This window comes from Pseudomonas sp. TNT2022 ID642, from assembly GCF_028656995.1.
GTDB lineage: Bacteria > Pseudomonadota > Gammaproteobacteria > Pseudomonadales > Pseudomonadaceae > Aquipseudomonas.
On the sequence record NZ_JAMDGW010000001.1, the window covers coordinates 260,467 to 278,596 of the forward strand.

At 58.5% G+C, this 18,130-nt stretch carries 17 protein-coding genes; 13 read left to right on the forward strand and 4 right to left on the reverse strand.

All coding sequences use genetic code 11. The features are described from left to right. The first annotated feature begins 20 nt into the window (after window positions 1-20). From xerD to M5G26_RS01190, 7 genes are all read left to right on the forward strand, one after another. A complete protein-coding gene (xerD, locus tag M5G26_RS01160) occupies window positions 21-917 on the forward strand; it encodes a site-specific tyrosine recombinase XerD (RefSeq protein ID WP_273914246.1) in 897 nt (298 codons plus the stop codon). Window positions 918-1,159: 242 nt separating this feature from the next. Beyond that, the gene (gene dsbC / locus M5G26_RS01165) at window positions 1,160-1,891 is read left to right on the forward strand and encodes a bifunctional protein-disulfide isomerase/oxidoreductase DsbC (protein WP_134174809.1); all 732 of its coding nucleotides are present in this window, start codon (window positions 1,160-1,162) and stop codon (window positions 1,889-1,891) included. A gap of 131 nt (window positions 1,892-2,022) precedes the next feature. Further along, window positions 2,023-3,327, forward strand: coding sequence for a homoserine dehydrogenase (locus tag M5G26_RS01170; RefSeq protein WP_007908972.1), 1,305 nt, complete (start codon window positions 2,023-2,025; stop codon window positions 3,325-3,327). A 109-nt stretch (window positions 3,328-3,436) separates the two neighbouring features. After that, window positions 3,437-4,846: a threonine synthase gene (gene thrC / locus M5G26_RS01175; RefSeq protein WP_134174811.1), complete on the forward strand. Its 1,410-nt coding sequence runs from the start codon at window positions 3,437-3,439 to the stop codon at window positions 4,844-4,846. 119 nt (window positions 4,847-4,965) lie between these two features. Further along, entirely contained in the window at window positions 4,966-6,339 is a 1,374-nt protein-coding gene (locus M5G26_RS01180) for a transporter substrate-binding domain-containing protein (RefSeq protein ID WP_150691941.1), read from the forward strand. 116 nt (window positions 6,340-6,455) lie between these two features. Then, window positions 6,456-6,863: a response regulator gene (locus M5G26_RS01185; RefSeq protein ID WP_150691942.1), complete on the forward strand. Its 408-nt coding sequence runs from the start codon at window positions 6,456-6,458 to the stop codon at window positions 6,861-6,863. Window positions 6,864-7,029: 166 nt separating this feature from the next. Continuing rightward, on the forward strand, window positions 7,030-7,311 hold the full coding sequence (locus M5G26_RS01190) for a DUF3509 domain-containing protein (protein ID WP_134174817.1): 282 nt from the start codon (window positions 7,030-7,032) through the stop codon (window positions 7,309-7,311). A 176-nt stretch (window positions 7,312-7,487) separates the two neighbouring features. On the opposite strand, the gene M5G26_RS01195 is transcribed toward M5G26_RS01190, so the two are convergent. Both M5G26_RS01195 and M5G26_RS01200 read right to left on the reverse strand, forming a co-directional pair. Beyond that, the gene (locus M5G26_RS01195; protein WP_166674943.1) at window positions 7,488-8,441 is read right to left on the reverse strand and encodes a TIGR02285 family protein; all 954 of its coding nucleotides are present in this window, start codon (window positions 8,439-8,441) and stop codon (window positions 7,488-7,490) included. Then, window positions 8,395-9,594, reverse strand: a complete 1,200-nt coding sequence (locus M5G26_RS01200; RefSeq protein WP_134174822.1) for a CaiB/BaiF CoA transferase family protein — start codon at window positions 9,592-9,594, stop codon at window positions 8,395-8,397. Before M5G26_RS01200 ends, M5G26_RS01195 begins: the two co-directional genes overlap by 47 nt. A 146-nt stretch (window positions 9,595-9,740) precedes the next feature. On the opposite strand from M5G26_RS01200, the gene M5G26_RS01205 reads away from it, so the two are divergent. From M5G26_RS01205 to M5G26_RS01215, 3 genes are all read left to right on the forward strand, one after another. Next, window positions 9,741-10,283, forward strand: a complete 543-nt coding sequence (locus M5G26_RS01205) for a YaeQ family protein (protein WP_007908961.1) — start codon at window positions 9,741-9,743, stop codon at window positions 10,281-10,283. Window positions 10,284-10,338: 55 nt separating this feature from the next. Then, the gene (gene recJ, locus M5G26_RS01210; RefSeq protein WP_273914247.1) at window positions 10,339-12,048 is read left to right on the forward strand and encodes a single-stranded-DNA-specific exonuclease RecJ; all 1,710 of its coding nucleotides are present in this window, start codon (window positions 10,339-10,341) and stop codon (window positions 12,046-12,048) included. A 270-nt stretch (window positions 12,049-12,318) separates the two neighbouring features. Then, window positions 12,319-13,425, forward strand: a complete 1,107-nt coding sequence (locus tag M5G26_RS01215; protein WP_095112560.1) for an NADH:flavin oxidoreductase/NADH oxidase — start codon at window positions 12,319-12,321, stop codon at window positions 13,423-13,425. A gap of 202 nt (window positions 13,426-13,627) precedes the next feature. Here the strand turns inward: M5G26_RS01215 and M5G26_RS01220 are convergent, their stop codons facing one another. After that, on the reverse strand, window positions 13,628-15,256 hold the full coding sequence (locus M5G26_RS01220) for a glucan biosynthesis protein D (protein WP_273914248.1): 1,629 nt from the start codon (window positions 15,254-15,256) through the stop codon (window positions 13,628-13,630). 392 nt (window positions 15,257-15,648) lie between these two features. On the opposite strand from M5G26_RS01220, the gene M5G26_RS01225 reads away from it, so the two are divergent. After that, complete coding sequence (locus M5G26_RS01225; RefSeq protein ID WP_007908956.1) at window positions 15,649-15,834, forward strand: hypothetical protein; 186 nt, start codon at window positions 15,649-15,651, stop codon at window positions 15,832-15,834. Between the two features lie 287 nt (window positions 15,835-16,121). Here M5G26_RS01225 and M5G26_RS01230 read toward each other — a convergent pair whose 3' ends face one another. Next, the gene (locus tag M5G26_RS01230; protein ID WP_122598070.1) at window positions 16,122-16,634 is read right to left on the reverse strand and encodes a BRO-N domain-containing protein; all 513 of its coding nucleotides are present in this window, start codon (window positions 16,632-16,634) and stop codon (window positions 16,122-16,124) included. Window positions 16,635-16,981: 347 nt separating this feature from the next. Here M5G26_RS01230 and M5G26_RS01235 point away from each other — a divergent pair, with 347 nt between their 5' ends. Then, on the forward strand, window positions 16,982-17,563 hold the full coding sequence (locus tag M5G26_RS01235; protein ID WP_007908952.1) for a ComF family protein: 582 nt from the start codon (window positions 16,982-16,984) through the stop codon (window positions 17,561-17,563). 5 nt (window positions 17,564-17,568) lie between these two features. After that, the gene (locus M5G26_RS01240; RefSeq protein WP_007908951.1) at window positions 17,569-18,126 is read left to right on the forward strand and encodes a hypothetical protein; all 558 of its coding nucleotides are present in this window, start codon (window positions 17,569-17,571) and stop codon (window positions 18,124-18,126) included. Window positions 18,127-18,130: the final 4 nt, after the last annotated feature.

Below are 18,130 nucleotides of genomic sequence, written 5' to 3' on the forward strand. Positions count from 1 at the left end.
GCTGTGTGTCTTGAGCGCCCATGCCTGCCATCGACCATCCGCTGATTGACCAATTCCTCGACGCTTTATGGCTGGAGAAAGGCCTGTCCGATAACACCCGCGGCGCTTATCGCAGCGATCTGGCGCTGTTCAATGGCTGGTTGCGGGAGAAGAATCTGGAGCTTATCAACGCCGGCCGTGAGCTGATCCTCGATCACTTGGCTTGGCGCCTGGAGCAGAACTACAAACCGCGCTCCACTGCCAGATTCCTCTCCGGGGTGCGTGGCTTTTATCGCTATCTGCTGCGGGAAAAGCTGATCAGTGTCGACCCGACGTTGCGCGTCGACATGCCGCAACTCGGTAGGCCGTTGCCTAAGTCCCTGTCGGAAGCGGACGTCGAAGCCCTGCTTAAAGCACCGGATCTGAGCGAGGCGATCGGCCAGCGTGACCGCGCCATGCTTGAAGTGCTGTATGCCTGTGGCCTGCGCGTAACCGAACTGGTCAGCCTGACGCTGGAACAGGTCAACCTGCGCCAAGGTGTGTTGCGGGTGATGGGCAAGGGCAGCAAGGAGCGCCTGGTGCCAATGGGCGAGGAGGCAATTGTCTGGGTCGAGCGTTATATGCGCGACGGGCGCGGCGAACTGCTCGGTGGCCGGCCCAGCGATGTGCTGTTCCCCAGTCAGCGCGGCGAGCAGATGACCCGCCAGACCTTCTGGCACCGGATCAAGCATCAGGCCAAGGTTGCCGGGATCGGCAAATCGCTGTCGCCGCACACCTTGCGTCACGCGTTTGCCACGCACCTGCTCAACCACGGCGCAGACTTGCGCGTGGTGCAGATGCTGCTCGGCCACAGCGACCTTTCCACCACGCAGATCTACACCCACGTCGCCCGCGCTCGATTGCAGGATCTGCACGCCAAACACCACCCGCGCGGCTGACTACATACCTCCCCCTGTAGGAGCTGCCGAAGGCTGCGATCTTTTGATCTTAAAAACAGAATCAAAAGATCGCAGCCTTCGGCAGCTCCTACATAAGGCGGGGGTGATGAGTGGCGACAGGCGCATTCGGCCACCGTGACCTTATGTGTTAGGCTTTGCCGGTTTGCACGATGGACGGTTATGACCCGGTGTTCCGGCACGGGCGTTCTGATCGTTCCATTTGTCCGCCTTCAGGAGTTCTCATGCGTCTGACCCAGATTTTCGCCGCCGCAGCCATTGCGTTGGTCAGCACCTTTGCCGTCGCCGATGACGCGGCCGACAAAGCGATTCGTCAAAGCCTGGAAAAACTCGAACTCGAGGTTCCGGTAGAAAGCATCAATGCCAGCCCGCTGCCAGGCATGTACGAAGTCAAACTCAAAGGCAGCCGCGTGCTGTACGCCAGCGCCGATGGCCAGTACATCGTTCAGGGCTACCTGTTCCAGCTCAAGGACGGCAAACCGGTCAACCTGACCGAGAAGACCGAACGCCTGGGCATCTCCAAACTGGTCAATGCCATCCCGGTCGCCGAAACCGTGGTTTACCCGGCCGTGGGCGAAACCAAATCGCACATCACCGTGTTCACCGACACCACCTGCCCGTACTGCCACAAGCTGCACGCCGAAGTGCCGGAGCTGAACAAGCGCGGCATCGAAGTGCGCTACGTTGCGTTCCCGCGCCAGGGCCTCGGCTCGCCGGGTGACGAGCAACTGCAAGCCGTGTGGTGCTCGAAAGACAAGAAAGCCGCCATGGACAAAATGGTCGATGGCAAGGAAATCAAGGCCGCCAAGTGCGATAACCCGGTTTCCAAACAGTTTGCCCTCGGTCAGTCGATCGGCGTGAACGGCACACCGGCCATCGTTTTGGCCGACGGACAAGTCATTCCGGGCTACCAGCCTGCGCCACAAGTCGCCAAACTGGCGTTGGGCGCGAAGTAAATTCGCATCGTCACGGTCAGCCGTGACGATCATGGCCTGGCAGCAGCATCGCCGGGCCATTAATAGAGAGCCGCGAGCACGCGGTTGTTTTCCGGCCGACCCCGCGTCGGCCGTTTTATGGGGAGTTCACAGTGAATCCGGTCAAAGTAGGCATCTGTGGGTTAGGGACCGTCGGTGGCGGTACCTTCAACGTACTTCAGCGCAACGCCGAGGAAATCGCTCGTCGTGCCGGGCGTGGAATCGAAGTGGCACAAATTGCCATGCGCACGCCAAAGCCTCAGTTCCAGACGACCGGTATTGCGATTACCAACGATGTCTTCGAAGTGGCCACGAACCCTGAGATCGACATCGTCATAGAGCTGATGGGCGGCTACACCGTTGCCCGCGAGCTGGTACTCAAGGCCATCGAGAATGGCAAGCATGTGGTCACCGCGAACAAGGCTCTGATAGCCGTTCACGGTAATGAAATTTTCGCCAAGGCTCGCGAGAAAGGCGTGATCGTCGCATTCGAAGCAGCTGTGGCCGGTGGCATTCCGGTGATCAAGGCGATCCGAGAAGGCCTGTCCGCCAACCGCATCAACTGGGTCGCCGGGATCATCAACGGCACCGGTAACTTTATCCTCACCGAAATGCGCGAGAAGGGCCGTACCTTCGAAGACGTGCTGGCCGAAGCCCAGGCACTGGGTTACGCCGAAGCCGATCCGACCTTCGACGTTGAAGGCATCGACGCGGCGCACAAGCTGACGATTCTGGCCTCCATCGCGTTCGGCATCCCGCTGCAATTCGACAAGGCTTACACCGAAGGCATCACCAAGCTGACTACCGCTGACGTCAATTACGCCGAAGCGCTGGGCTATCGCATCAAGCACCTCGGCGTGGCGCGCAGCACTGCTGCCGGCATCGAGTTGCGCGTACACCCGACGCTGATCCCGGCCGATCGTCTGATCGCCAACGTCAACGGCGTGATGAACGCAGTGATGGTCAACGGTGACGCTGCCGGTTCGACGCTGTTCTACGGCGCTGGCGCTGGCATGGAGCCAACCGCTTCGTCGGTGATCGCCGACCTGGTCGATGTGGTTCGCGCCATGACTTCCGACCCGGAAAACCGCGTGCCGCATCTGGCCTTCCAGCCGGATTCGCTGTCGGCCCATCCGATCCTGCCGATCGAAGCCTGCGAAAGTGCTTATTACCTGCGCATTCAGGCCAAGGACCATCCGGGCGTGTTGGCTCAGGTGGCGAGCATCCTGTCGGAGCGCGGCATCAACATCGAGTCGATCATGCAGAAGGAAGTCGAGGAACATGACGGTCTGGTGCCAATGATCCTGCTGACCCACCGTGTCGTCGAACAGCGCATCAACGATGCCATCGCCGCCCTCGAAGCGCTGGCCGGCGTCAACGGTCCGGTTGTACGGATCCGCGTCGAGCACCTGAACTAAACAGAAGCAGCTGCAAGCTTCGAGCTGCAAGCGGCAAGAGAAAAGCGGTCTGGCTTTTACTTGCAGCTTGTAGCTCGTAGCTTGAAGCTCAAACCGAAGGTTTGAAATCATGCGTTATATCAGTACCCGCGGCCAGGCACCGGCCCTGAATTTCGAAGACGTCCTGCTGGCTGGTCTGGCGACCGACGGCGGTCTGTACGTTCCGGAAAACCTGCCACGTTTCACCCAGGAAGAGATCGCTTCCTGGGCAGGTCTGCCGTATCACGAATTAGCCTTCCGGGTGATGCGCCCGTTCGTCACCGGCAGCATTCCGGACGCCGATTTCAAAAAGATTCTCGAAGAAACCTACGGCGTGTTCGCCCACAGCGCCGTGGCGCCGCTGCGTCAGTTGAACGGCAACGAATGGGTCATGGAGCTGTTCCACGGCCCGACCCTGGCGTTCAAGGACTTCGCTCTGCAACTGCTCGGTCGTCTGCTCGACTACGTGCTGGAAAAACGCGGTGAGCGCGTGGTGATCGTCGGTGCCACCTCCGGTGATACCGGTTCGGCCGCCATCGAAGGCTGCAAGCACTGCGAAAACGTCGACATCTTCATCCTGCACCCGCACAACCGTGTGTCCGAAGTGCAGCGTCGCCAGATGACCACGATTTTCGGCGAGAACATCCACAACATCGCCATCGAAGGCAACTTCGATGACTGCCAGGAAATGGTCAAGGCGAGCTTCGCCGACCAGAGTTTCCTCAAAGGCACGCGTCTGGTGGCGGTGAACTCGATCAACTGGGCGCGGATCATGGCCCAGATCGTTTATTACTTCCATGCGGCCCTGCAGTTGGGCGGCCCGGCGCGTTCGGTGTCGTTCTCGGTACCCACCGGCAACTTCGGTGACATCTTCGCCGGTTACCTGGCACGCAACATGGGCCTGCCGATCAACCAGTTGATCGTCGCCACCAACCGCAACGACATCCTGCACCGCTTCATGAGCGGCAATCAGTACGTCAAGGAAACCCTGCACGCCACGCTGTCGCCGTCGATGGACATCATGGTCTCGTCGAACTTCGAACGCCTGCTGTTCGACCTGCACGGTCGCAACGGCGCGGCGATTGCCGGCCTGATGGATACCTTCAAGCAAGGTGGTGGTTTCAGCGTCGAACAAGAGCGCTGGACCGAAGCGCGCAAACTGTTCGACTCGCTGGCTGTGGATGATGCGCAGACCTGCGAAACCATCGCCGAAGTCTACGAGCAAACCGGTGAAGTGCTGGATCCGCACACTGCCATCGGCGTCAAGGCTGCGCGCGAATGCCGTCGTAGCCTCGATATCCCGATGGTGATTCTCGGCACCGCGCATCCGGTGAAATTCCCGGATGCAGTGGAGAAAGCCGGTGTAGGAAAAGCGCTCGAGCTACCTGCACATCTTTCTGATTTGTTTGAGCGAAACGAGCGTTGCACCGTTTTGCCAAACGAGCTGAAAGCCGTGCAAGCCTTTGTCAGCCAGCATGGCAACCGCGGCAAGCCGCTTTAAGTCAGTAAAACTGTCACATTTTGAAGCCCGTCTCCTGACGGGCTTTTTTGTTTCTGCTGCCACACTGCTCGGGTTTTCACCCACGAAGGACGGGTGAGTCGATCACGAAGGAAGTGGCAATGCTGTTTTATAGAGGTTTGAAACCGGCACTGGGTGGGCTGTTCTTGTTCGCATTACTGGCTTTGATGCGCAGCAGTGAGGCGGCGCAACTGGCGCTGCATGACGATGTCCTGGCTGCCAAAGTCCAGCCCATCGAACTGGCCGCACACGAGCGACAATGGATTCGCGACAACCCCGAGGTGACGGTGACGTCGTTGCAGTACCCGTTGTATCTGTTTCAGGATGAGCACGGGCAGTGGAGCGGCTTGAACAACGATGTACTCAAGCGAGTGACGGCGATGACCGGGTTGCGGTTTGTGCATCAGGAATCGTTTTCCACCGATCACATGCTCGAACGTCTGGAGAGCGGGGCGGCGGATATCAGTACGACCCTGGCCATGAGCGAGGAGCGCAAGGCGTTTCTGGATTACAGCCACGCTTTCGGTGGTGCGGGCTGGGTATTCGTCGGCCGCGCTGATGCGCCCCGGCTCGAATCCTTCGAGCAACTGAGTCAACGGGTACTGGTGCTGCCGGCCCGGCATGCGCTGGAAGACATGATCAGGCGTGACTTCCCGACGATCGAGATTCGCTCGGTCAAGACTTACGCCGAGGCGCGGGCGCTGGTCGAGAGCGGCGAAGCCTACGCCACCATCGAAAACGAAATCGGCGCACAGCTTTACCCTTTGGGGTTGCTCAAGGTGGGGGGGCTGGTCGAAGGCAAATGGGAGGCCGACAACCTGGCCGTGCGCAAAGGCATGCCGGTGCTGCTGAGTATCCTCAACAAGGCCCTTGAGGCATTTCCTGCGGCGGAGTTGCGGGCGATCCGCCTGAAATGGCTGGAAGGTATTGCTCCGGCGCCCGTGCCGTCGTTCTGGCAACAGATGCTTGAATGGGGTTGTTGGGGCATGGGCGGGCTCGGTGTGTTCGGCTTGTTGTCGCTGGTGTGGAATCGGCGTTTGACGGCAGTGATCAAGTTGCGGCGCGCGGCGGAACAGGATCTGGGCGATCAACTGGCGTTTCAGCATGCGCTGATCGACTCAATGCCTGATCCGGTGTTCGTCCGCGATCTGCAAGGACGGCTGGTCATGTGCAATCGCAGCTATGAGGAGGCGTTGTCGGTTCGACTGGATCAGGTGCAGGGGCGGTTGCTGATTGAGGTTGAGTCGCTGCCCGACGCCACGGCGCTGCTGTTGCACGATGAGTTCATGGTGCAGTTGCGCACGCGCAAGTCGCGCTTCAGCAAACGACGATTGCAGTTCAAGAGCGGTCCCCGTGAGGTCTATCAGTGGACGGTACCGTTCTACAGTGCCGACGGTAAGTTGCGTGGGCTTTTGGGGGGCTGGACGGACATTACCCAGCGTCGTACAGAGAGCGGGTGCCGATGTCCGCAGTGAAGATGGGAAATGTCCTATACGACGCGGCTACTTTTCCGATGGGAGGCTTAGGACGGCTGCCCTAGAGTGACAACAACTGCGGTGAGAGTCCGCGATTGTCGCTTCAGAGGTCGCTTATGCGCTCGCTTAAAGTCCTGATACTTGAACCCAATCCGTTCCAGCTGATGGCGTTGCATCAAATGCTCAATGCCATTGGCATCTATGACGTGCTGACGGCGCCGTCGCTGGCTTCGGCCCTGTCTTCCTTGAGCCATCGCGGCGTGGTCGACATCGCGATTTGCGATCCGCAACTCAAGGGCGGCGACGGCCTGGCGCTGATCCAGCATCTGGCGGTTCAGCGTGAGGCGCGTGCGTTGATCCTGCTGGGGACGGTCGCGCCGAGCCTGCTGAACGATCTTGAACCCTTGCTGTGCGAGCACCGTTTGCGATTGCTGGGGCGCCTGCAAACCCCGGTGTCGGCGGTGTTGATGCGCGGTTTGCTCGACAGTTACCTGATCGCCGCTTCGCCGCCGCTAGGGGTTTGACGGATACGGTTATTTTTCTGTCATCTTCGCCGTGCATGCTCTGACAGACCGGTGACTCTCCAGGAATGGGGCGATCGGTATGCAGAACTTTCTTCTCGGGCCGGTGGTCATTTATTGTGAACACGCCCCAGGCACACAGTTTTCGGACTATTGAGTGGAGATCGAGATGGAAAGTATCAGTCTATTGCTCGGTGAGGCTCTGAGCCCGTATCAGGTTTCGTTGTCGCCAAGCGGTTCCCACGGCGAATGCCTGGTGACCTTGAAGAACAGCAGCGGCGCCATTGTGGTGGAACGCGAATTCAATCAGGCACAGCTGAGCGACAAGCGCCAGTTGACCGATGTCGTTGACGGCTTGCACCGCGACGTTCTGATCGCTGAAGGGAGGCTGGAGCCTTGTGTGATCGCCGCCTTGCGCAACGCTGCACTGGACAAGCGTGCGGCGCTGTAAAGATGAAATATTTTTTGTGGGAACCTTCCTGCATCCCTGTCAGTCAGACCCCATAACAGCAGGATCAAGCATTGTGCTCCGGTGCTTGTCGCTTGCTGCTACGGGTCTTTATGTAGGCCACGTTTAACCCCGAGTCGTCTCCCCACTTCTCGGGGTTTCTTTTGTCTGCGATTTGCTTACTGCGCGGCCTGGTGTTCGAAAAATGCACGGGCCTCTTGCAGATAATCCGCTTGGCGCTCGGGGTCCAGCCAGGCGGCATAAAGCTGATTGAGGTGTTCGTGGGGCAGGGTCCGCAGCAGTTGATTGATCTCGCTGATGGCCTGGCGTCCCAGGGTGGTGTCGGAGCACGCCACATAGCCCGAGAGGTATTTTCCCGTGCCGCGAACCGCATAGAACACTAGTTCATCCTCGGCAATCTGCGCCTGTCTGGCCTGATAGCGGATCTCCGGCCAGTAACCCAGCACTACCTGCAAACGCCCCAGACGCTGCATCGACAGCAGATTGGTCAGCGCATCGTTGCCGTAATGGGCAGTCAATGCGCCGCTGGGCGCCTGATGCAGAATATTGTCGATAAATTCGCCATAACTGCGCTCAGCGACCACACCGACTTTTCTGTCGGTGGCGGCCAGCAATGCCGACAGATCGACTTCGCCGTCCACCAGATAGGAATCAAGCACCGCGCGATCCTGTTGGCGAACCACCAGGCCGTTGCTCACCGCGCGGATCGCCGGGATCGAATAGGCGACCCACTGCGCCCGCTCCTTGTTCCAAAGCAGCGCGGGGTCACAGGCAAACGGGTTTTCATGGAGCATCTGCAGACCACGGGCGCGATTGACCCGCATCAGCGTGTGTTCGTATTGCGGCATACCGGCGATCAGCAGCGGCATCAGTTGGTCGATCACGCCCTGGCCCTTTTTCGGGCCTTCGAAAATGGTCAGTGGCGGCAGGTCGCGCAGTAACCAGATCAGCGTCGGTTTCGCCTGCGCGCCGGTCGACAGCGTGAGCAAAAACAGCAAGCCGAACAACCGCCACGTCCACCAGTGATGGGCGCGGTTGCTGTGCGATGTCTGCCGGCGTTTCAGCTTAAATGGCTCCGTCTTCGCGCAACTTGGCGATCTGTCTCTCGTCATAGCCAAGTTCGTGAAGTACCTGCGTATTGTGTTCACCCAGTTGCGGCCCGACCCATTCTGAACTGCCCGGTGTCTCAGAGAGTTTCGGCACAATGCCCGGCATCTTGAAATCTTTGCCGTCGGGCAGTTTGGCCTGCAGGAACATCTCTCGGGCCAGGTATTGCGGATCGTTGAACATGTCCTCGGCGCTGAAGATCCGGCTGGCCGGTACCTCGGCCTGATTGAGCAGGTCGAGCACGGTTTGCAGGGGCAACGAATTGACCCAGCGATCAATTACGCCGTACAACTCGTCGCGGCGACTGTCGCGCCCGTCGTTGCTGGCCAGTGTCGGATCGTTGGCCAGGTCTTCGCGGCCGATGATCAGCATGAAGCGTTTGAAGATCGCGTCACCATTGGCGCCGATCTGCACATGCTTGCCGTCGGCGCTGGTGTGAATAGAAGAGGGCGTAATGCCCGGCATGATGTTGCCGGTGCGCTCGCGGATAAAGCCGAACACGTCGAACTCCGGCACCATGCTTTCCATCATCGCAAAAATGGCTTCATACAACGCCACATCGACAACCTGACCGGTGCCACCGTTGACCTCACGATGACGCAGCGCCATCAGTGCGCCAATCACGCCCCACAGCGCAGCAATCGAATCGCCGATGGAAATCCCGGTACGCACCGGTGGCCGGTCCTCAAAACCGGTGATGTAACGCAAACCGCCCATGGACTCGCCCACCGCGCCGAAGCCCGGTTGATCTTTCATCGGACCGGTCTGACCGAAACCGGACAGGCGCACCATCACCAGTTTCGGGTTCAAGGCGTGTAGGGTTTCCCAGCTCAGGCCGAGTTTTTCCAGCACACCGGGCCGGAAGTTCTCGATGAGGATGTCCGCTTCACTGAGCAGTTTTTTCAGGATCGCCAAACCGTCAGGGTGTTTGAGGTTCAGCGTCAGCGACTTTTTATTGCGCGCCTGAACGAACCACCACAGCGACGTGCCTTCGTACAGTTTTCGCCATTTGCGCAAGGGATCACCGCCGTCCGGCGATTCGATCTTGATCACTTCGGCGCCGAACTCGCCGCAAATGCGCGAGGCAAACGGCCCGGCAATCAATGTACCCAATTCAATGACTTTCACACCGCTGAGCGGTTTGTTGGCGAACGGCATACTGAATCCTGTAGGACAAGGCTAAGCAGATACAGCGTTTTAACATAGCCGGCTGTCAGACGCCGCAGGTTGATCGCCATCAATTCGATGATTGCCTACCGCATCGGTTAGACTTGCCGACTTTCCTCGTATCAAGAAGCCCGTTCATGGCCCAGCCGTCCACTACCTACAAATTTGAACTGAACCTCACCGACCTCGACCGCAGTGTCTACGAGAGCGTCAAGCAGACCATCGCCCGTCACCCTTCGGAAACCGAAGAGCGCATGACCGTGCGGCTGCTGGCCTACGCCCTCTGGTACAACGAGCAGTTGTCGTTTGGCCGTGGTCTGTCAGACGTGGATGAACCTGCGCTGTGGGAAAAGAGCCTGGATGATCGTGTTCTGCACTGGATCGAAGTCGGCCAGCCGGACGCCGACCGTCTGACCTGGTGCTCGCGTCGCACCGAGCGCACCAGCTTGCTCGCTTACGGCAGCTTGCGCGTCTGGGAAACCAAGGTGATCCCGGCGATCAAGAACCTGAAAAACGTCAACATCGCTGCGGTTCCGCAAGAAGTGCTGGAAACCCTGGCCAAGGACATGCCCCGCGTTATCAAGTGGGACGTGATGATCAGCGAAGGGACGATCTTCGTCACCGACGATCGTGGTCAGCACGAAGTCCAGTTGCAATGGCTGCAAGGTGAGCGCGGCTGATCCCGCGTCACCACCGGAATAATCCCACGTAATCAAGAGAAGTCTCCGTCACCCCATGCGTATCGAACCTCGTCAACTGCCTGCCACTCTGCCTTTTCTCGGTGATCTGCCGCCGCTGTTGACCCGCTTGTACGCGGCGCGGGGCGTGCAGTCCGAGGCTGAGCTGGACAAGAGCCTGGCGCGGTTGATCCCGTTCCAGCAACTCAAGGGCATAGACGCAGCGGTGGACTTGCTGGTGACGGCGCTGGAGCAACGTCAGCGCATCCTCATCGTCGGCGATTTCGATGCGGACGGCGCGACGGCCAGTACCGTTGGCATGCTCGGTTTGCGCTTGTTGGGCGCTGCGCACGTCGATTATCTGGTGCCGAACCGCTTCGAGTATGGCTACGGCCTGACCCCGGAAATCGTCGAAGTTGCGCTGACCCGCGAGCCGCAATTGCTGATCACCGTCGACAACGGCATCTCCAGCGTCGAAGGCGTGGCGGCAGCCAAGCGTGCGGGCCTCAAGGTCTTGATCACCGACCACCACTTGCCCGGTGATGAGCTGCCGCAGGCCGATGCGCTGGTCAACCCGAACCAGCCCGGTTGTGAGTTCCCGAGCAAGGCGCTGGCCGGCGTCGGGGTGATTTTCTATGTGTTGATGGCGTTGCGCGCACGCTTGCGCAGCCTTGGCTGGTACGAGAACAAGCCGCAGCCGAACATTGGCGAGCTGCTCGATCTGGTGGCGCTGGGCAGCGTCGCCGACGTGGTGCCGCTGGACGCCAACAACCGGATTCTGGTGCATCAGGGCCTGGAACGGATTCGCGCCGGTCGCGCACGGCCGGGGATCAAAGCGATTCTTGAAGTGGCCAAGCGTGACGCTGCACGTATTACCTCTACCGATCTCGGGTTTATCGTCGGCCCGCGTCTGAATGCCGCCGGGCGTCTGGATGACATGAGTCTGGGCATTGAATGCCTGCTCACCGCCGACGCCAACCTGGCCCGGGAAATGGCCGCGCAACTGGACGGCATGAATCAGGATCGCAAATCCATCGAGCAGGGCATGCAGCGTGAAGCGCTGGCGCAGCTCAAGGACTTGCCGGTGGAGTCGATGCCGTTTGGCCTGTGCCTGTTCGATCCGGAATGGCACCAGGGCGTGATCGGGATTCTCGCGTCGCGGATGAAAGAACGTTACTTCCGTCCGACCATTGCCTTCGCCGATGCGGGTGATGGTTTGCTCAAGGGCTCGGGCCGTTCGGTGCAGGGCTTCCACATTCGTGACGCGTTGAGCGTGCTAGCGGCGCAGCATCCAAACCTGATCGCCAAGTATGGCGGTCACGCAATGGCCGCTGGTCTGACCTTGCCGCAGGAGAATTTTCCGCTTTTCGCCGAGGCCTTTGACGCTGAGGTGCGTAGGCAGCTTCGCGAAGAAGACCTGACCGGGCGCATGCTGACCGATGGCACGCTGGCGGTTGAAGAATTCCACCTCGAACTGGCCCGCGCCTTGCGCCATGCCGGGCCTTGGGGGCAGCACTTCCCGGAGCCGCTGTTTCATGGCGTGTTCCAGTTGGTTGAGCAGCGCGTGGTAGGCGAGCGACACCTGAAAGTGGTGCTGAAGAGTGAATGCGGCTCGGTGAAGCTGGATGGCATCGCGTTTGGTATCGACCGGGATATCTGGCCGAATCCGACGATTCAGTGGGTTGAGCTGGCTTACAAGCTCGACGTTAACGAGTTTCGGGGTAATGAGACGGTACAACTGATGATTGCCCATATCGAACCGCGCTGAAGATCAAAAGATCGCAGCCTGCGGCAGCTCCTACATGGGAATGCGGTTTCCTGTAGGAGCTGCCGAAGGTTCGGGCCGCGATCGGACGATCTTTTCTTGAATTTCCCGCGATCCCCCGTTGTCGACTAGGCTCTAAGCACTGCTTGATTGGCCTTGTGACGTCTTGTCGAATTTTTTGCCCGCGGGGGCGGGTGCTGCACCTTTTTCCTGTCACTCGTCGACTATTCAAACAGAACCCTGGAGCCTGCCCACTGATTTGAGAGGTGCCCCATGAGTCTGCTGCTTGAACCCTTCACCCTACGCCAACTGACCCTGCCCAACCGCATCGCCGTCTCACCGATGTGCCAATACTCGAGCGTCGACGGCCTGGCCAACGACTGGCACTTGGTGCACCTCGGCAGCCGCGCGGTGGGCGGCGCCGGTCTGGTCTTCACTGAAGCCACGGCGATCACGGCCGACGGGCGGATTACCGCCGAAGACCTGGGCCTGTGGAACGACGAACAGATCGAACCGCTGCAACGCATTACCCGATTCATCACGTCCCAAGGCGCAGTCGCCGGCATTCAATTGGCTCACGCCGGGCGCAAGGCCAGCACCCATCGGCCGTGGATCGGCAAGCATGGCAGCGTCAAACCGGAAGATGGCGGCTGGACCCCGGTCGGGCCGTCGCCGATTGCTTTCGATCCGCAGCACACGCAACCGAAACAGCTGGATGAGGGGCAGATTGCCGACGTCATTCAGGCGTTTGTCGATGCTGCCAAACGTGCTTTGACGGCTGGTTTCAGTGTGGTTGAGGTGCATGCGGCGCATGGTTATCTGCTGCATCAGTTTCTTTCGCCGTTGAGTAATCAGCGCCGCGATCAGTACGGTGGTTCGTTTGAGAACCGTATTCGTCTGGTGCTGCAAGTTACCGAAGCAGTAAGGGCGGTCTGGCCTGAGGAGTTGCCGGTGTTTGTTCGCGTGTCGGCCACAGACTGGGTAGAAGACGGCTGGAACCCGGATGAAACCGTGGAGCTGGCGCGGCGCCTGCACACCCTTGGCGCGGATCTGATCGACGTGTCGTCGGGCGGGACAGCGGCCAACGCCGAAATTCCGGTGGGGCCGGGTTATCAGACGCGCTTCGCCGAACGCGTGCGTAAGGAGTCAGGCATCGCCACAGGCACCGTGGGAATGATTACCGAGCCGGCGCAGGCTGAGCACATTCTGCGCACCTGTCAGGCCGACATCATCTTCCTCGCCCGCGAACTGTTGCGTGATCCGTATTGGCCGCTGCACGCGGACGATGATCTGGGTGGGCGCAAAGCGGTGTGGCCGGCGCAGTATCAGCGGGCGACTCATCGGGATCAGCCGATTCATGAGTCTGATTTGCGCGATTGAGTTGGTAGCGGTAAGGCAAAAAGCCCCGGTCAGTGATGGCCGGGGCTTTGTTTTGTCTGATGATCTTTTGTTGAAATACTGCCGTCATCGCTGGCAAGCCAGCTCCCACAGGTTTGGCGTCGTACACAAAAATTGTGATCAACACCAAACACTGTGGGAGCTGGCTTGCCAGCGATGAGGCCCGTGCAGGCGCCTCAAATCATCAAGGGTATTTACGCTTGTCCGGCGCCGGCGGGAAGTACTGGTACAACCAGGTCTCGCTCAACGTGCGGTCATTGGTGCGGATAAACAACCGCAGTTCCACCGGCTCGACGCTGTCATTGGTCGGGTACCAGTCGAACAGGATCCGGTAACCCTTGATGTCATCCAGCACCAGCACGCTGAAATCCTGCACCTTGCCGTTCGAGCAGGTCACCACGGGCTCGATCCCGGTGCCCGGCGGCAGTCGATCCAGACCGCCACCGTTGAAGTCCACGGCAAAACGGCGCGCCCACACCGGCGGATAGTGCTCGCCCGGTGCCCAGCCTTCGGTGAATCCGCCCATGCCGGAACGGGTCGCGTGCACCCGTGCCAACGGCGTACCCACTGGCGGCAATGCGCTCCAGTAGAGCTTGTAGCCATAGTTCAGCGAATCGCCGGCAGCGACCGGTTTTTTCGGGGTCCAGAACGCCACAATGTTATCGAGGGTCTCGCCGGTGGTAGGGATTTCCAGCAGATCGATCGAGCCTTCGCCCCACGCGGTGGTCGGTTCTACCCACAGGCTCGGGCGCTTGCTGTACCAGTCGACGGTGTCCTGGTAGTTGGCGAACTCGTGGTCAGTCTGCACCAGACCGAAACCTTTCGGATCGGTATCTGCAAACGCATTGAATTGCAGGGTCGCCGGGTTGTTCAGCGGACGGCAGATCCACTCGCCGTTGCCGCGCCACATCGCCAAGCGATCCGAGTCGTGGATTTGCGGGTGAATGGTGTCGCACATACGGCGTTCGTGGGTGCCGCAGCTGAACATACTGGTCATCGGCGAGATGCCCAATTGCTCGATCGCCGTGCGCGCATTGATGTGCGCATCGACTTCCATCACCACGCGCTCGGCCTGGCAGTCGATGTCGAAACGATAAGCGCCAGTGGCGCTCGGCGAGTCAAGCAGTGCGTAGACCACAAAACGTGTGGCGTTCTGGTCCGGTGTCTCGAACCAGAACTTGGTGAAGTCAGGAAATTCTTCGCGTTTTTTCGCGTAAGTGTCGATCGCCAGGCCGCGAGCGGAGAGGCCATATTGGCCAGTCGCATCCACCGCGCGGAAATAACTGGCGCCGAGGAACGACACCACGTCATGACGATCCAGCTCTGGCGCCTTGAACAGTTTGAACCCGGCAAAACCCAGATCGCCTTTCAACTGCTGAGTGTCGACCGAAGTGTTTTCATAGTTGAACAGCGCCGGGCGGAAGTGCACTTCGCGCGCGGTGCGGGTCTTCGGGTCGACGCTGTACATGCGCACCGGCTGACGGAACCCCATGCCGACGTGAAAGAACTGCACGTCCAGCTGGCCCTTGTTTTCCTTCCACAGCGAATGTTCGCCGTCGTAGCGGATCGCGTTGAAGTTCTGCGGGGTCATGGTCGCCAGGGTTGGCGGCAGCACCTGTTTGGTGTCCTGATAGGCGCTGCCAGCGAGTTGCTTGGCCTGGCGCTTCAGCGCTTCGAAGTCGAAGGCCTGCGCCTCGCCATCGGCGGCGCCGCCATTGGCCGCCCACGCGCGGGTGGCCAGCAGGCCAGTGGCCGAAAGACCGGTGTAAGCCGCAATGGCCATGGACGCTTTGAGCAAATTCCTGCGGTGCATAAATACAACCTGTCGTGAGCAATCCCGCGCCGTTCCTGGCACGTGCTGGATCAAAAATAACGGTTCGGACAAGCCTTCGGCCAAACGCAACGGACTATTAACAGATGCCCGCTAGCTTAAACGGTTCGCTCGCAATGCAAAATTCGTTGATTCACCGCGCCAGTGTGTCAATGAAACAAGACATGTCGGTTAAATATCTGACAGGGCATTCTGATTTACACGGCATATCTGCTTTTTTCGACTAATTACTCTAAAAACCGCTTTTCAGCGCCGATTTAATTTCTATTCTATGGGCATGACCGGTGCTGACCGGTAGGGCACACGGCGCTGCTGTAAGGGGCAGGGCGATGTGGTGGTTTAGCAATTCTTTGAAGTATTGAAGGACATCGTCCATGGCAAAAATACAAGGTATCACCGACATGCTGGGCATCTTTCCCTGCCTGGGCAGCGGCCGCAAAAGGCGTCGGCTCAGCTCTGACGAAGTGAAGCTGGTTGAGCGTTATCGGGAGCTTTCGGAGAATGACCGGATTGCGATGCGGTATCTGGTGGATGCGATGCGGAGTGTTTCGCGGTTTTAACGCTGGGGTGGGCACCGTGAAAGCCATTTGGCTCTTACGGTGGCCAGGCCAATCAAATTGCCTGCCTCGGCATCGGTGATGCCGACGGCAATGGCTTTCTGAAGCTCGGCACTGTCGTTTAGTTTCAGGTAAGAGATCGCAAAGCTTTCATCACAGGGAATGACTTCCTCAATCTGAGGAAATTTGAGAGCAGTTCTACTCATCTGAATTCAACTCGCTAGAGGGGACACGCTAAACCTGTGGCGAGGGAGCTAGCTTCCTCGCCACAGGTTTTTTGTTTATGAGCCTTAGCTGCAAGTGGCCAGAACCGGATACGGCCGTTGGCCGTGCATTAACTCCGGCACATCCCGCCATTTGACCCACGCCTGCTGTTGCCAGTGCAGCAACGGCACGGTAACGCCTGCCCAATGCATCGAACTCACGCTGGGGTGGTTTTTCACAGAGCTTGAATGGGTTTCGCGCAGCATCGGGATGACTTCATGGCTCAGCCATTGGCGCAGGTGTCGGTTTTCCGGGACGAAGTGATGGACGAGCAGGGCGAACAGGCCGGATTCGCTGACCATCGCGCAATCGATGATTTCGCCGTCCCGACGCAGAAGGACATGGCGACGCTGGTCGGGATCGAGTTTCAGAGTAAGGCGTTCGTTCAGCGGATAGCCCATCAAGCGACCGAGATCCTGAACACAGAACCAGGTTTCGTGATCTTGCATGAAGGCGTGGAGGAAACGGTTGTGGCGGGTGAAGACGACGGGGGTGAAGAAAGCGGAGCTTTCAGAAGGAATTTGTACGTGGTTAGGCATTTTTCGACTCCAATATTGAGAATAGAGCCGCCACTCAAATGAGTGCGGTCACGCCGTTTTGATATTTACTCCGGCTCCGACACCGGGCCGCTGATTTCGCTGCCGAGAGAAAGCCTATCGGCTAGCCACCTACTACGCCAAGTCGGCTCTATCGATACCTTCTGTAGGAAAGAGGATTTATCTCTGAGGGTCGTATCTGTAGGAAATGCCTGTTTTTGCATAGGTGCCAGCGAGCCCGCCCCTAACCAGTGTTTTTTCCGTTATTTGTTTGAATCTTGCGCATCGCTGCAGATGCTCGGCCCTTGGTTTCAGGGCTCAAAGGATTGTTAGGAATAACGGAGAATTCAATGAAGGTGTCTCTCAAGCAGATCAACGGCCCTTGGGATCAGGGCTGGGTGCTGGACAAACACATGGTAAGTAGTACCTTTCTTGGCAACGATGATCGCGGACACCCATGCTTCGATAATCAGCGCACTGAGATTGGCGAGGCGACCTACCGGCTCAAATACCAGAAGGACTGGACTCAGGTCAGCCCACTTGCTCAGGCAGTAGCGACAAATGTCTTCCCAAAACTGGATCAGGTCGGGTTTGTAGTGCCTATGCCTGCTTCAAATATTCGTCAGCGACAACCGGTAACTGAGGTTGCCCAGGCGTTGGGACGAATTATCGGTCGGCCGGTTTTCTCGGATTTGCTTCGAAAAGCGACCACGGGAAAGTCGCTCAAGGATTTGCATTCGAAAGCAGACAAGGTTGCTGCGATTGGAGACAGTTTCAGCGTCAATGATGAAATCACCACTGATGGGCGCTGGAATGTTTTGGTTGTAGATGATTTGTTTGATAGCGGGGCGTCCATGGACGCGGCCTGCGCTGTTTTGCGTAAATATCCGAAGGTAGGGAAAATTTACGTCGCAGCGCTAACTTGGAAGTGAATTCAATGACGACTGTATTTATTGCCGGCTCTATCAACATCAAGAACCTTGATCCGAAGGTTAAAGAGCGCATCAATAATATCGTAGCGTCAGATTTTGAGGTGGTGGTGGGTGATGCTGGGGGCGCCGATACCTCCATTCAGGAGTACCTGCTGAGTCTCGAACGATCCAGAACCACGGTGTTCTGCAGCGGTTCGGCGCCGAGGAACAACCTAGGGCACTGGCCCGCCAGAACAGTCGACTCCAAGCATTCCAAAGGGTCGAGAGCTTTCTTCACCGAGAAAGACGTCGTCATGGCCGAAGCGGCTGACTACGGCTTGATGATCTGGGATGCAAAGAGCACCGGTACGCTCAGCAACGTCATTGAATTGTTGTCGAGAAAGAAGAAGTCGCTTGTTTTCGTCAACAAGGAAAAGCAATTCAAAGTAGTCGGAGACGTTAGTCAGCTCGAAGAGTTGATTGCATTCATGTCCGATCACGCCAAGCAAAAAGCCAATGAAAAAATCAAACTGTTCGACCGTATTTCCCTGTTGAAGCACGATCAGGCAGAGCTTTCTTTTTGATGAT

Coding starts and splice junctions, on each gene's coding strand:
- xerD (WP_273914246.1), top strand. CDS start 21: ATGCCTGCCATCGACCATCCGCTGATTGACCAATTCCTCGACGCTTTA.
- dsbC (WP_134174809.1), top strand. CDS start 1,160: ATGCGTCTGACCCAGATTTTCGCCGCCGCAGCCATTGCGTTGGTCAGC.
- thrC (WP_134174811.1), top strand. CDS start 3,437: ATGCGTTATATCAGTACCCGCGGCCAGGCACCGGCCCTGAATTTCGAA.
- M5G26_RS01180 (WP_150691941.1), top strand. CDS start 4,966: ATGCTGTTTTATAGAGGTTTGAAACCGGCACTGGGTGGGCTGTTCTTG.
- M5G26_RS01185 (WP_150691942.1), top strand. CDS start 6,456: ATGCGCTCGCTTAAAGTCCTGATACTTGAACCCAATCCGTTCCAGCTG.
- M5G26_RS01190 (WP_134174817.1), top strand. CDS start 7,030: ATGGAAAGTATCAGTCTATTGCTCGGTGAGGCTCTGAGCCCGTATCAG.
- M5G26_RS01195 (WP_166674943.1), bottom strand. CDS start 8,441: ATGACGAGAGACAGATCGCCAAGTTGCGCGAAGACGGAGCCATTTAAG.
- M5G26_RS01200 (WP_134174822.1), bottom strand. CDS start 9,594: ATGCCGTTCGCCAACAAACCGCTCAGCGGTGTGAAAGTCATTGAATTG.
- M5G26_RS01205 (WP_007908961.1), top strand. CDS start 9,741: ATGGCCCAGCCGTCCACTACCTACAAATTTGAACTGAACCTCACCGAC.
- recJ (WP_273914247.1), top strand. CDS start 10,339: ATGCGTATCGAACCTCGTCAACTGCCTGCCACTCTGCCTTTTCTCGGT.
- M5G26_RS01215 (WP_095112560.1), top strand. CDS start 12,319: ATGAGTCTGCTGCTTGAACCCTTCACCCTACGCCAACTGACCCTGCCC.
- M5G26_RS01220 (WP_273914248.1), bottom strand. CDS start 15,256: ATGCACCGCAGGAATTTGCTCAAAGCGTCCATGGCCATTGCGGCTTAC.
- M5G26_RS01225 (WP_007908956.1), top strand. CDS start 15,649: ATGGCAAAAATACAAGGTATCACCGACATGCTGGGCATCTTTCCCTGC.
- M5G26_RS01230 (WP_122598070.1), bottom strand. CDS start 16,634: ATGCCTAACCACGTACAAATTCCTTCTGAAAGCTCCGCTTTCTTCACC.
- M5G26_RS01235 (WP_007908952.1), top strand. CDS start 16,982: ATGAAGGTGTCTCTCAAGCAGATCAACGGCCCTTGGGATCAGGGCTGG.
- M5G26_RS01240 (WP_007908951.1), top strand. CDS start 17,569: ATGACGACTGTATTTATTGCCGGCTCTATCAACATCAAGAACCTTGAT.